Source organism: Blastomonas sp. 34TW (assembly GCF_059803595.1).
On the sequence record NZ_JAPFGW010000001.1, the window covers coordinates 287,353 to 299,381 of the forward strand.

14 protein-coding genes are annotated in these 12,029 nt (G+C 64.4%); 7 read left to right on the forward strand and 7 right to left on the reverse strand.

All coding sequences use genetic code 11. The features are described 5' to 3' along the window. The first annotated feature begins 3 nt into the window (after positions 1–3). The 3 genes from OPU69_RS01340 to OPU69_RS01350 all read left to right on the forward strand — a co-directional run bounded on the left by OPU69_RS01340 (position 4) and on the right by OPU69_RS01350 (position 2,336). Positions 4–576 carry a TMEM165/GDT1 family protein gene (locus tag OPU69_RS01340; protein WP_060978830.1) on the forward strand — a complete coding sequence of 191 codons (573 nt, stop codon included), beginning with the start codon at positions 4–6 and terminating at the stop codon, positions 574–576. A gap of 68 nt (positions 577–644) precedes the next feature. Beyond that, entirely contained in the window at positions 645–1,862 is a 1,218-nt protein-coding gene (locus OPU69_RS01345; protein ID WP_498509019.1) for an argininosuccinate synthase, read from the forward strand. Between the two features lie 9 nt (positions 1,863–1,871). Then, positions 1,872–2,336 (forward strand): DUF3429 domain-containing protein, encoded by a 465-nt coding sequence (locus tag OPU69_RS01350; protein WP_498509020.1) that lies wholly within the window; start codon positions 1,872–1,874, stop codon positions 2,334–2,336. 880 nt (positions 2,337–3,216) lie between these two features. Here OPU69_RS01350 and OPU69_RS01355 read toward each other — a convergent pair. Beyond that, entirely contained in the window at positions 3,217–3,441 is a 225-nt protein-coding gene (locus OPU69_RS01355) for a hypothetical protein (RefSeq protein ID WP_156444711.1), read from the reverse strand. 27 nt (positions 3,442–3,468) lie between these two features. Between OPU69_RS01355 and OPU69_RS01360 the strand changes: the two genes are divergently transcribed. Beyond that, positions 3,469–3,939: a YqhG/Tai3 family protein gene (locus OPU69_RS01360; RefSeq protein WP_066044247.1), complete on the forward strand. Its 471-nt coding sequence runs from the start codon at positions 3,469–3,471 to the stop codon at positions 3,937–3,939. 134 nt (positions 3,940–4,073) lie between these two features. After that, positions 4,074–5,390 carry a dicarboxylate/amino acid:cation symporter gene (locus OPU69_RS01365; protein ID WP_060978834.1) on the forward strand — a complete coding sequence of 439 codons (1,317 nt, stop codon included), beginning with the start codon at positions 4,074–4,076 and terminating at the stop codon, positions 5,388–5,390. A 59-nt stretch (positions 5,391–5,449) separates the two neighbouring features. Here OPU69_RS01365 and pal read toward each other — a convergent pair whose 3' ends face one another. From pal to OPU69_RS01395, 6 genes are all read right to left on the reverse strand, one after another. After that, on the reverse strand, positions 5,450–5,968 hold the full coding sequence (gene pal, locus OPU69_RS01370; protein WP_060978835.1) for a peptidoglycan-associated lipoprotein Pal: 519 nt from the start codon (positions 5,966–5,968) through the stop codon (positions 5,450–5,452). A 181-nt stretch (positions 5,969–6,149) separates the two neighbouring features. Continuing rightward, positions 6,150–7,430: a Tol-Pal system beta propeller repeat protein TolB gene (tolB, locus tag OPU69_RS01375; protein ID WP_060978836.1), complete on the reverse strand. Its 1,281-nt coding sequence runs from the start codon at positions 7,428–7,430 to the stop codon at positions 6,150–6,152. Positions 7,431–7,580: 150 nt separating this feature from the next. Beyond that, positions 7,581–8,528, reverse strand: coding sequence for a cell envelope integrity protein TolA (gene tolA, locus OPU69_RS01380; protein ID WP_066119113.1), 948 nt, complete (start codon positions 8,526–8,528; stop codon positions 7,581–7,583). A 32-nt stretch (positions 8,529–8,560) separates the two neighbouring features. Continuing rightward, positions 8,561–9,022, reverse strand: a complete 462-nt coding sequence (tolR, locus tag OPU69_RS01385) for a protein TolR (protein WP_498509023.1) — start codon at positions 9,020–9,022, stop codon at positions 8,561–8,563. After that, the gene (gene tolQ / locus OPU69_RS01390) at positions 9,022–9,723 is read right to left on the reverse strand and encodes a protein TolQ (protein WP_498509024.1); all 702 of its coding nucleotides are present in this window, start codon (positions 9,721–9,723) and stop codon (positions 9,022–9,024) included. The genes tolR and tolQ overlap by 1 nt, the downstream gene beginning before the upstream one ends. Further along, on the reverse strand, positions 9,720–10,220 hold the full coding sequence (locus OPU69_RS01395; protein WP_498509025.1) for a YbgC/FadM family acyl-CoA thioesterase: 501 nt from the start codon (positions 10,218–10,220) through the stop codon (positions 9,720–9,722). The genes tolQ and OPU69_RS01395 overlap by 4 nt, the downstream gene beginning before the upstream one ends. Before the next feature lie 148 nt (positions 10,221–10,368). Here OPU69_RS01395 and OPU69_RS01400 point away from each other — a divergent pair, with 148 nt between their 5' ends. Continuing rightward, positions 10,369–11,742, forward strand: a complete 1,374-nt coding sequence (locus tag OPU69_RS01400) for a class II 3-deoxy-7-phosphoheptulonate synthase (protein ID WP_060977974.1) — start codon at positions 10,369–10,371, stop codon at positions 11,740–11,742. Then, positions 11,739–11,912, forward strand: a complete 174-nt coding sequence (locus OPU69_RS01405; RefSeq protein WP_167348196.1) for a hypothetical protein — start codon at positions 11,739–11,741, stop codon at positions 11,910–11,912. The genes OPU69_RS01400 and OPU69_RS01405 overlap by 4 nt, the downstream gene beginning before the upstream one ends. The last annotated feature ends 117 nt before the right edge of the window (positions 11,913–12,029 follow it).

The window sequence follows — 12,029 nt, forward strand, 5'->3', positions numbered from 1 at the left end:
CGGATGGAAGCCTTTCTTGCCTCGCTGTCGCTGGTCGCGCTCGCCGAAATGGGCGACAAGACCCAGCTTCTTGCGATCCTGCTCGCTGCGCGCATGCGCAAGCCGGTGCCGATCATCGCCGGCATCTTCGCCGCAACGCTTGCCAACCATTTTCTTGCGGCGCTGGTCGGGCAGCAGGTCGCCGGTTTGCTCGACAGCCCCGCCTTCCGCTTCGCCATTGCCGGCGGGTTCATCGTGATGGGCCTGTGGGCGCTGATCCCCGATAAATTCGACGAGAATGACGAGCCCAAAAGGCGCGGGGCGGGCGTGTTCGTCACCACGCTGGTCGCGTTCTTCCTGGTCGAGATGGGCGACAAGACACAGATCGCCACCGTTGCCATGGGCGCGCATTACCAGAATGTCGTCGCGGTCACCGCCGGAACCACTTTGGGCATGATGATCGCCAATGTCCCCGCTGTGCTGCTGGGTCACAGGATCGAGCGGATTTTGCCGATCCGCGCGCTGCAGATCGGCGCGGCGCTGATGTTTGCGGGGCTGGGCCTGTGGATCGCCGCACAGACCGCCGGCTGGGTGTGATGACCCTTGCCCCCATGCCCCCGCGCTGTTAGGCGGCGCGCAAACTCGTACAGCAGGAAAGTGGCTTCATGGCTCAAGGTGTCAAGCGCGTCGTTCTGGCCTTTTCGGGCGGTCTGGATACCAGCGTCATTCTGAAATGGCTGCAGCAGACCTATGGTTGCGAGGTCGTGACCTTCACCGCCGATCTTGGCCAGGGCGAGGAGCTGGAACCGGCGCGCGCCAAGGCGCAGATGATGGGCGTGAAGCCGGAGCACATCTTCATCGATGATCTGCGCGAGGAATTCGTGCGCGATTACGTGTTCCCGATGATGCGCGCCAATGCGCTGTACGAGGGCACCTATTTGCTCGGCACCTCGATCGCGCGGCCGCTGATCGCCAAGCGGCAGATCGAGATCGCGAAAATGGTCGGTGCCGACGCGGTCAGCCATGGCGCGACCGGCAAGGGCAACGATCAGGTGCGGTTCGAGCTCGGCTATTACGCGCTCGAGCCCGATGTGAAGGTCATCGCCCCCTGGCGCGAATGGGACCTGACCAGCCGCACGAAGCTGATCGAGTTCGCCGAGGCGCACCAGATCCCGGTCGCCAAGGACAAGCGCGGCGAAGCGCCGTTTTCGACCGACGCCAACCTCTTGCACACCTCGTCCGAGGGAAAGGTGCTCGAGGACCCGTGGGATGAAGTCCCCGATTATGTCTATTCGCGCACCAACCATCCCGAAGAGGGTCCGGATACGCCGGAATATATCACTATCGATTTCGAACGCGGCGACGGCGTCGCGCTGAACGGCGAGGGGATGAGCCCCGCGACGCTGCTTGCAAAGCTCAACGATCTGGGCAAGACGCACGGCATCGGGCGGCTCGATCTGGTCGAGAACCGCTTCGTGGGCATGAAGTCGCGCGGCATGTACGAGACGCCTGGCGGCACGATCTATCACATCGCGCATCGCGGCATCGAGCAACTGACGCTCGATCGCGGCGCGGCGCACCTCAAGGACGAGCTCGCGCCGCGCTATGCCGAGCTGATCTATAACGGCCTGTGGTTCAGCCCCGAGCGCGAGATGCTGCAGGCGGCGATCGACCATAGCCAGAGCCATGTTACCGGCACGGTGCGGCTGAAGCTGTACAAGGGCAATGCGTGGGTCGTGGGCCGCAGGTCGCCTTATTCGCTGTACAGCGAAAAGGTGGTGACGTTCGAGGACGATGCGGGCGCCTATGACCAGAAGGATGCGGAAGGCTTCATCAAGCTCAACGCGCTGCGGCTGCGGCTGCTGGGCCGCCGCCAGGGCTGAGGTCGGCCGATGGCGGCGCGGGGAGCGGATGATCAACGCCTGCTGGTGCAGGGCCTGACCTATTCGGGCGCGCTGCCGTTCATCGCGGGCGCGGTGAGCCATGTCGTCGGTTTTGGCGACGTCAATGCGGCGAACCTGACCTGCTATTGGGCGTTCACCATACTGATGTTCATGGCAGGCACGCTCTGGGGTATTCAGGTGGTCGCACCCGAGCGGGTGACGCCCAATCTGTTCCTCGCCAGCAATGCAGTGGTGCTGGGCACCTGCGCTGCGCTCTGGTTCGTGCCGTTCAACGAGGCGGCGCTGCTGTTCGCTTTGGGCTTCGGTGTGCTGTGGTGGCTCGACAAGCAGGCAGTGCGCGCAGGAGCGACCGATGCGGCCTATGGCACGATGCGCAGCCGGGTGACGGGAATCGTTGTTGCCTGCCTGGTCGTCCTCGCCGTGGTGCCGATGGGGGCGATCCCGATTTTCTGACCGTTGCGAATTGCGCTACTGACTCCCCTCCCTGAAAGGGAGGGGCAGGGGGTGGGTCCGCGAGATTACGCTACGATCGGCGCAAACGACCCACCCCTAACCCCTCCCTGGCCAGGGAGGGGAACGCGAATCGTCGTGAGGGTGGTGCTTGCCGAAACGCCTTTGTTACGCCCCAATGAAACATTCGTGTCGGCACACTTTAATCCATTGCTATTCACCATTTTATCCACAGCGAAGCCGCGCTGGCTGTGGATAACTCATGCAATTTTGCTGGTCGCGACTCGGGTCTCATGACACCTTCAAGAGGTCGGAAGGACAGACGGAAAGCGGACTGAAAGTCTGAAAAACCAAGCGAATACAGCGATGTAGAGCGCAGGTTTGAGAGCTGGAGAGACCGCCCGGACCGGAAGCTGGCAGCAGCGAGCGGTGCGGAAGGAAGGCCGGTGTTATGCACAGGCTGGAAGACATGGCCCCAAGGGTTCCGGAGCAGCAGTGCGAGGGAGTGCAAGGGGCGGTCTGAAAAGGTTCGGATGGACGGACGATGATCGGCAGGCAGGCAAGATGCGGGTCGCAAGACCTGGATGGAGCGGTCCGCCGGTGCGATGCCTCGGGGCAGGGCCTTAAGGCTCAGGACAATCGGTTAACGCGCACGGCTTTTCGGAGTGGTGTTGCTGGGGCCGGATGATCTGAACCGGATGGCGCAAGCCGGGGGTGTCAGGCAGAGCGCGGACTTGGGGCGAAGGTCTTCGGACCAGGGGCCCTCGGGCCAATCGACCCAAGCCTCGCGCGAAGCCGGACGCCTGAAAGGGTGATCGGGATCGAAGGCGGCACGCAAGCAGCGATGCGGGCGTGCAACCATCGACAGCCTGGAACGGACATGTCAGCCCCACCGCTCGCGGCGCGGCAGACAGACCATCTTGAGGCGGGAAACCGCTTTCACGGGCATCGGATCAACGATCCGGAAAGCCAGATCAGGCGCAGTGGGGGCCGACAGCAATGTCGGCCCCCGTTTTGCGTGTGCGCCGTGCAGACTGCGATGCGGCGCTTGATGCGGACGGGCGATGGCAATAGGCTGGGTGCCTTGAAACGCGCGGTTGAACGCCATGGGCGAGGCGCATCGGAAGGGGGATCGATGACAGGAAAGATGTTCGCAGCGGCTGCAACGGCCGTGATGCTCGTGGCACCCGCCATGCCCGCCAGTGCGGCCACTCCGGCGGAACTCGCCGCCGCCAAGCGCTATGTCGAAGGCATCTATGCCAAGCTGCCCGGCGATTTCGACTATCGGTCGGCGCGTTATGCGCCCGCGCTCAAGGCGCTGATCGCCAAGGACGATGCCTGTGCGGAAGCCGGGGGCGGCATCTGCGTCATCGACACCGTTCCGTTTTGCGACTGTCAGGATACCGGAAGCGATTACAAGCTCCTCAGCAGCACCGTCGTGGCCAAGGGCGACGCTGGCGCGCGCGTCACCGTGCAGATGCGCAACGGCGGCCCGAAGCGCTATTCGGTCGATCTGGTGTTGATCAAGGGCAGCTGGTTCGTCAGCGACATCGTCACGCCGACTACGCCCAGTTTTGCTGCCAAGCTGCGCAGGGAGCTGAAATAGGCCAGTCCGAATTGCCTTGCGGCTCCTCACTGGCCCCCCCGCCGATCTCAAGACCACCCTGTGCCTCCCCGCACGGGGGTTGCGCATTTCCCATGGCCCGGTAGGACACGCTCAAGGGACAAAAGGGCAGGACCATGGATCGCAAGCTTACCTGGTATATTTTCGCCGGCATGGTGCTCGGCGTGGCGGTCGGTTATGCCGTCCATGTCGGCGTCGCGGCGGACAGCCCGATGTTCGAATATATCACCAAGACGTTCAAGCTGCTCTCGGACATCTTCCTCAACCTCATCAAGCTGCTCGTCGCGCCGCTGGTGCTCTCGACCATCGTCGTCGGCATTGCGCATATGGGGGACAGCAGTGCCTTGGGCCGCATCGGCGTGCGTGCACTGACCTGGTTCATCACAGCCAGCTTCATCTCGATCGGGCTCGGCCTGTTGATGGTCAACCTGTTCCAGCCGGGCATCGGCGCGCCGATCCCTGAAGCGGCAGAAGCCGCCAAGATGGTCGGCGAGGTGAAGAAACTCGACGCGTGGGAGTTCACGCTATCGATCTTCCCCAAGAACGCGCTCGAGGCACTCGCGACCAACAACATCCTGCAGATCCTGGTCTTTTCTGTGTTCGCGGGCGTGGCGCTTTCGGCCATTGGCGAGAAGGGCGCGGCGCTGGTGCGCGGGTCCGAAGCGCTGGCCGAGATGATGCTGCAGATCACCGGCTATGTGATGCGCTTTGCACCCATCGCGGTGTTCGGCGCGATCGCCAAGGTGGTAGCAGGCAGCGGGCTTGCGATCCTGGGCACCTATTTCGAGCTGCTGGTCGAGTTCTACGCCTCGCTGGTGCTGCTGTGGATCATCCTGCTGACGATGGGCTGGGTTTTCCTGCGGGCCAAGATCTGGCAGCTCATCCGCTATATCCGCGAACCGCTGCTGATCGCCTTCTCGACCGCCTCGTCGGAGGCCGCGCTGCCCAAGATGTTCGAGCAGCTCGACCGGTTCGGCGTGCCGCGCCGCATCTCGGGCTTCATGCTGCCCTTGGGCTACAGCTTCAACCTTGATGGCTCGATGATGTACATGAGCTTTGCGACATTGTTCATCGCGCAGGCTTATGGCATCGACCTTTCAATCACCACGCAAATCCTGATCCTGCTGACGCTGATGGTCTCGTCCAAGGGCATCGCCGCCGTGCCGCGCGCGAGCCTGGTGGTCATCACCGGCACGCTCGCGCAATTCGGCCTGCCGGTCGAAGGCGTGGCGATCATCCTCGCCATCGACCAGTTCCTCGACATGGGCCGCACAGCAACCAACGTCGTCGGCAACGCGGTCGCCACCAGCGTCATCACCAAATGGGAAGGCATGCTGGAAGTGCCCGAGCCGGCCGAAATGGAGCTTCCCCATGCACCGCACGACACGCCCGAGCATGGCAAGCGCGGGCTCGATCTCCCTGTCGGCGAATAAGAAAAGGGCCAGCCGTTGTGCACGGCTGGCCCTTTGAATTTCAGCGTTGAACGAGCGGATCAGTCGATCGTCACGGTCACCGCGCGGCGGTTCTGGGCCCAGCTTGCCTCGTCCGAACCCATGGCGGCGGGGCGTTCCTTGCCATAGCTGACGACGCGCAGGCGCGACTCGCTGACGCCCAAGGAGACCAGATAGTTCTTCGCTGCATTGGCGCGACGTTCGCCGAGCGCGAGGTTGTAATCGCGGGTGCCGCGCTCGTCGGCATGGCCCTCGATGATCGCCTGCTTGTTAGGATACTGCGCCAGCCACTGCGCCTGGCTCTGCAGCGTGATCTGGTCGTCGGCATCGACATTGTAGCGATCGAGATCGAACAGGATGCGGTCTGAGCGCACCTTGGCGAGGAAATCGGCCTGGCTGCCGGGAACGGCGACATTGCCGACGCCCGAATTGTCCTGTCCCTGCGAATTGTCGACTGCCGGACCCGGCGCGGGCGGCAGCTCAGGCGGAGCCTTTTTGGCGCAAGCGCCCAATGCGATGACGGCGGTGGCCAGGACAAGCGTGTTGCGGACAGTTCTCATCGAGCGTCTCCTTCTTGTGGGGGGCCATACAGACGACACAGACTAGGCCCCGTGGGGAATTGCGGGGTGTCTGGCAGCATGCCGTTCGGGCCCCATTGTGAAACATAACCAATGTTAACCTGAAGGAAGTCTGACTCCATTCATCGCAAGGGTAAACCCACAGGAACCATAAAAGGCTCCATCACGGCAGGATCGGGCCCCAGGCGGGGTCGGACCCATCGACCGGGGTCGGCAGGCGGCGCTCGTTCGCACCGGTCAGGTCCACCTGCCACACGGTCGAGCTGACCGCGCCGCGTCCGGTGCGGAAGAACTGGATCACACGGCCATTGGGGGCCCAGGTCGGGGCCTCGTCCTGCCAGCTGTTGGTCAGCAGCCGTTCGCCGCCGCCCGACGGGCTCATCACGCCGATGCGGAAATTGCCCTGCATCTTGGTGAAGGCGATCAGGTCGCCCCTCGGGCTCCATTCGGGCGTGGCATAGCGACCGCCACCGAAGCTGATCCGGCGCTGGTTCGATCCGTCGGCGTTCATCACATAAAGCTGCTGGCCGCCGCTGCGATCGCTTTCGAACACGATCTGGCTGCCATCGGGCGAGAAGCTGCCGCCGACATCGATGCCGGGGCCGTCGGTCAGCCGTACCGGCGTGCCGCCTTCGGCCGAGATCTTGTAGATGTCGGTATTGCCGCCGATCGCCATCGAATAGAGCAGATACTTGCCATCGGGCGACCAGCGCGGCGCGAAGGTGGGGTTGCGACTCTGCGTGACCAGCCGCTGGCGACCGGTGCCGAGGTCATAGACATAGATTCGCGGGTTGCCGTCGACATAGCTGAGATACGCGATCTGCTTGTAATCGGGCGAGAAACGCGGGGTCAGCGCGGTCGACTGGCCGTTGGTGATGAACCGGTGGTTCGCGCCGTCCGAATCCATGATCGCCAGCCGCTTGGTGCGGTTCCCCTTGGGGCCGGTCTCGGCGATATAGGCGATGCGGCTGTCGAAGAACGGGCTTTCGCCCGACAGGCGCGAATAGATGCTGTCGGCGCACTTGTGCGCGGCGCGGCGCCAGTCCGCCGGTTCGACGACAAAGCCCTGGCGGGTCAGTTCGCTGCCCAGCGCCACATCGTAGAGATAGCAGCCCACGGTGATCTTGCCGTCGCCATTCGATTTGACAAAGCCCTGGATGAGGGCGGCGGCGCTGCGGCCCTGCCAATAGGGAAAGGTCGGCGCGGTGACCTCGTCGACGGTGATGCGCTTCACCGCATTGCGCCCGATCGGCTTGAACAGGCCCGACCGGTCGAGGTCCGATGCGATGACGTCGCTGATGCGGTTGCCGAGATCTTCGGTGGTGCCTGCGAGCGTGTTCTCGCTCTGCGGGGTGGGAAGGGCAGGGACCGCGATGACGAGGTCCGCGCTGCCGGCATTGTCCACATCCACCGCCAGCTGGGCGTGCGCGGGGGTGGCCATCATGGCGACCACACCAAGCGAGAGCCCGACAAACCACCTCCGTTTGTCCCGAGCGTGTCGAGGGACGTATGCGCTACCCTTTCGATCACGTCTCTCGACTTCGTTCGGGACAGACGGGGAAGTGGAGAGGAAAGAGGTGATGGTGCGCATAGCTTACAATCCCAGATAGAAGGTTGGCTCGATGGTCTGCCATTCCGCATAATATTGCGCGGGGAACTTGAACGGGGCGGCGCGGCGGACCGCGGCGATGGCGCGCTCCTTGTGCAGCGCTTCCTGCGCGCGGTTGCTCGCATTGACCCCGGTGGTCGTGGCCTGCGGCGTTCCGACGATATTGCCGTTCTCATCCAGCTTCACGACGACCCGCGTGCGCAAGAGTTCCGCGTCCGCGCCGGTCGGCGGCACCCAGTGCGGCTTGACCTGGCGCAGCAGCTCACGCTGCAGCGAGGCGACCACCGCCGGGCCGATGGTGGCGGCAGGCGGGGTCTGCGCGCGGCTGGTCGAAGGCTTGTCGGTCACGCCCTCGAGAAAATCCTTGCCGATCCGCGGTGCGCGCGCGGTGGTATTGGGGCTGGCCTTGGCGGGCGACGAGGTGGACGGCTTGGCCGCTGGCGTCGATTTGGGCTTGTCGGGGCGGCGACGCTCGGACGTGTCGGCAGGGGGCTTGGGCTTGGGCTTCTCGGCCGCCTTGGGCTGCGGCTTGGCGGGCGGAGGCGGGGTGCTGCGCGCGGGCTTGGGCACGGGGGCAGGGCGCGGCTTTTCCGCCGCCTTAGGCTTGGGCGGGGCGGGGCGCTCGATTGCCTTGGGCGCGGGCGGTTCGGGTCGCTTGACCGGGGGCGGCGGCGCGGGTTCGGGCTCGCTCTGGGCGGCGGGCGCGGCTTTCTCGACCTGGGGTGCGATCTCGGGAGCGGTCGCGGTTGCCGCCTCGACATTGGGCGTAGGCGATTCGGATTCCAGCCCCACCTCGTCGGTGAGCTGCACCTCGATCGGCTTGACCGGCATCTTCAGCTCGCTGCGGCTGGCAATGCCGAGCGACAGTACGCCGAACAGCGCGACATGACCGACCACCGCCACCGAAAGCCCAAGACGCTCGCTTTTCTCCATTCCTGTGCTCGTAAGCCTTTCTGCTCAACCGGTTATGGGCGGTCGGATGAACCGGTGGTGACCAGCGATACGCGGTTGAGGCCTGCGCGGTTCAGCTCGCCCATCACCAGCATCACCTTGCCGTAATCGAGCGAGCGATCGGCACGCAGCATCACCTGCGGCGCATCGCCATTATCCTCGCCGCGCTGTTTGCGCAGCGCCTCGAGCGCATCGGGCAGGTCGTCCATGCTGACCTCAGCGTCGTCGATGAACGCCTGGCCCTCGGCGTCGAGCGAGATCTGCACCGGCTCCTTTTCCTGTTCCAGCGCATTGGCGCGGCTATCGGGCAGGTCGATCGGAACGCCCGCCACCAGCAGCGGCGCGGTGACCATGAAGATGATCAGCAGCACCAGCATCACATCGACGAACGGGGTGACGTTGATCTCCGCCATCGGCGCGCGCGAACCGCCGCGCCGCCGCCCGCTGCCGCCCGAGGGACCGACAGACATGCCCATCAGAAGCTGTCCTTTTCGAGCTCGCGGCTGAGTTCGCCGTGGAACGCGTCGGAGAAGCGGAAGAGCTTGCCCTCCAGCTTGTTCAGCCGGTGCGAGAAGCGGTTATAGGCGATGACCGCCGGGATCGCCGCGAACAGGCCGATCGCGGTCGCGAACAGCGCTTCGGCAATGCCCGGCGCAACAACCGCGAGCGAGCTGTTCTGCTCGGCGGCGATCGCGGTGAAGCTGCGCATGATCCCCCAGACGGTGCCGAACAGGCCGACGAACGGCGCGACCGAGCCGACCGTGGCGAGAAAGTTCAGCCGGTCGGACAGCGTGTCGATCTCGTGCCCCACGCTCGATTGCATCGCCGTCGCCAGCCGCTGGCGAGCGCCGTCGCGGTCGGTGACGCGGCCCTTGGTCGTGCGCCGCCACTCGGTGACACCGGCGGCGAGCACGCGCGCACTCGGCAGCTTCTCGTGCCCACGCGCCTTGTAGAACGCGTCGATATCGCCCGCCTTCCAGAAATCCTGTTCGAACGCGGTATTGTCCTTGCCGATCCTGGCGATCTTCAGCCCGAAGCTGATGATGATCGTCCAGGTCCAGATGCTGGCCAGCGCCAGCCCGATCATCACCAGTTTGACGACGAGATCGGCCTGCATGAACAGCTTGAGCGGCGACAGGGTGACGGCATCGGGGGTCAGGCCCATGGTATCGATCATAGCGGGGACGGATCTTTCTGGTCGGTAGCAAGGATGGTGTTGAACGCCTCCACCCAGGCGCGCGGCTGGCGGATGGGGCGCCCCTCGGGGTTGATGAAGGCAGCGGTAACCTCTGCCTCCAGCAGTGTCTCAAACGATTCGACGACAGATTGGCTGCGCCGGATGACTCGTTGATGAATGATGCACGCCGCCGCGCGCAGCCGAGTGACCTGGCTCATCACGATCAGCGCATCGTCCATCTTCGCCGGGCGCACGAACTTGAGTGTCATGTCGGCGACGGCATAGACGCCGTTGCCGGTCTCGAACGTGCCGCGCTGGTCGATGCCGAGACCGCTCAGCATGTCCGATCGCGCACGCTCCAGATAGCGCAGATAGTTGGCATGATAGACAATGCCTGAAAAATCAGTGTCCTCGAAATAGACGCGTAGCGCGAAATAGTGCGTGCGCCCCTCGAACCGGCCAGCGAACGGGATGATGTCGGGAGGAACCATGGCCATCCGCTTAGAGTCTTTGCGACATCAAAGGCAAGGCTTGGCGGCCCGCATTGGAACATTAATGCCGATTGCCTGCTGCATTTTGCGCCCGACATTGCTATGGGGCGCGGCCCGGCGTACCTTGCCGGCTGTATTTTTTGGAGTGATTGACGTGGCAGGCAAGTGGACCCCCGATAGCTGGCGAACCCATGAGGCGCGGCATATCCCGGCGTATCGCGATGCCGCAGCCCTCGCCGATGCCGAAGCCACGCTCAAGACCTATCCCCCGCTGGTCTTTGCCGGCGAAGCGCGCAGCCTGGAGAAGGAACTCGCGCGCGTCGCCGCCGGCGAGGCGTTCCTGCTGCAGGGCGGCGATTGTGCCGAGAGCTTTGCCGAGTTCCACCCCAACAACATCCGCGACACCTTCCGCGTGCTGCTGATGATGGCGGTGGTGATGACCTTTGCCTCGAAGCGCCCGGTGGTGAAGCTGGGCCGGATGGCGGGCCAGTTCGCCAAGCCGCGCTCCGCGCCGACCGAGAAGCAGGGTGAAATCGAGCTGCCGAGCTATTTCGGCGACAATATCAACGGCATCGAGTTCGAGGCGGCGACGCGCGAGCCCGATCCTGCGCGGATGGTCCGCGCCTATTCGCAGAGCGCAGCAACGCTCAACCTGCTGCGCGCCTTTGCCAGCGGCGGCTATGCCAGCCTGCAGCAGGTGCAGCAGTGGATGCACGATTTCATGGGTCGCAGCCCCTGGGCCGAGCGCTATGCCGAGACAGCGGACCGGATCAGCGAGGCGATGGACTTCATGCGCGCCTGCGGCATCAGCACCGATACCGTGCCGCAGCTTCAGGGCACCAGCTTCTACACCAGCCATGAGGCGCTGCTGCTGCCGTTCGAGGAAGCGATGACCCGGCGCGATTCGCTGACCGGCGATTGGTACGATACCTCGGCGCATTTCCTGTGGATCGGCGACCGCACCCGCTTCGAGGGATCGGCGCATGTCGAGTTCCTGCGCGGCATCGGCAACCCGATCGGCATCAAGTGCGGGCCTAGCCTGAGCACCGATGCGCTGCTGAACATGCTCGACACGCTCAACCCCTCGCGCATTCCGGGCCGGATGACGCTGATCAGCCGCTTCGGGCATGACAAGGTCGAGGCCGGGCTTGCTCCGCTGGTGCGCGCGGTGAAGAAGGAAGGCCATCCGGTCATCTGGTCGTGCGACCCGATGCACGGCAATGTCGTGAAGTCCGAAAGCGGCTTCAAGACGCGGCCGTTCGAGCGGATCATGGCCGAACTGCGCGGCTTCTTCGCCGTCCACCGCGCCGAGGGCACGCATGCCGGCGGCATTCATATCGAGATGACCGGGCAGAATGTCACCGAATGCACCGGCGGCGCGATCGCGATCACCGACGAGGCGCTTGGCGACCGGTACCACACCCATTGCGACCCGCGGCTCAACGCGGCGCAGTCGCTCGAAGTCGCCTTCGAGGTGGCCGAAATGCTGAATGCCGAGGTCGCGGCATCCACCCGGAAGGCAGCATGAGCGAACGCCGGGTCATCGTCCAGAAAGAGGTCGTCCGCAACGGCGTGGGCTTCGGCAGCGCGCTTGCCATCGCGATCAGCTATACCGCGCACAAATCGGTGCTCTGGGCGATCATCCACGGTTTCTTTTCGTGGTTTTATGTCGTGTATTTCCTGCTGACGCGGGATTAGACCTATCTGTTCCCCTCCCTGGACAGGGAGGGGCCAGGGGTGGGTCGTCTGCACCAGGGATGCGTCTGGACTCTTCACCCACCCCCAACCTCTCCCTTGTAGGGAGGGGAGCAAGAT

Bases quoted from the DNA above. Each gene is read 5' to 3' on its own strand.
- OPU69_RS01360 (WP_066044247.1), top strand. From the start codon at position 3,469: ATGACAGGAAAGATGTTCGCAGCGGCTGCAACGGCCGTGATGCTCGTG.
- tolA (WP_066119113.1), bottom strand. From the start codon at position 8,528: ATGGAGAAAAGCGAGCGTCTTGGGCTTTCGGTGGCGGTGGTCGGTCAT.
- tolQ (WP_498509024.1), bottom strand. From the start codon at position 9,723: ATGATCGATACCATGGGCCTGACCCCCGATGCCGTCACCCTGTCGCCG.
- OPU69_RS01405 (WP_167348196.1), top strand. From the start codon at position 11,739: ATGAGCGAACGCCGGGTCATCGTCCAGAAAGAGGTCGTCCGCAACGGC.
- tolB (WP_060978836.1), bottom strand. From the start codon at position 7,430: ATGATGGCCACCCCCGCGCACGCCCAGCTGGCGGTGGATGTGGACAAT.
- OPU69_RS01350 (WP_498509020.1), top strand. From the start codon at position 1,872: ATGGCGGCGCGGGGAGCGGATGATCAACGCCTGCTGGTGCAGGGCCTG.
- OPU69_RS01340 (WP_060978830.1), top strand. From the start codon at position 4: ATGGAAGCCTTTCTTGCCTCGCTGTCGCTGGTCGCGCTCGCCGAAATG.
- OPU69_RS01365 (WP_060978834.1), top strand. From the start codon at position 4,074: ATGGATCGCAAGCTTACCTGGTATATTTTCGCCGGCATGGTGCTCGGC.
- OPU69_RS01345 (WP_498509019.1), top strand. From the start codon at position 645: ATGGCTCAAGGTGTCAAGCGCGTCGTTCTGGCCTTTTCGGGCGGTCTG.
- OPU69_RS01355 (WP_156444711.1), bottom strand. From the start codon at position 3,441: ATGGCGTTCAACCGCGCGTTTCAAGGCACCCAGCCTATTGCCATCGCC.
- OPU69_RS01395 (WP_498509025.1), bottom strand. From the start codon at position 10,220: ATGGCCATGGTTCCTCCCGACATCATCCCGTTCGCTGGCCGGTTCGAG.
- tolR (WP_498509023.1), bottom strand. From the start codon at position 9,022: ATGGGCATGTCTGTCGGTCCCTCGGGCGGCAGCGGGCGGCGGCGCGGC.
- pal (WP_060978835.1), bottom strand. From the start codon at position 5,968: ATGAGAACTGTCCGCAACACGCTTGTCCTGGCCACCGCCGTCATCGCA.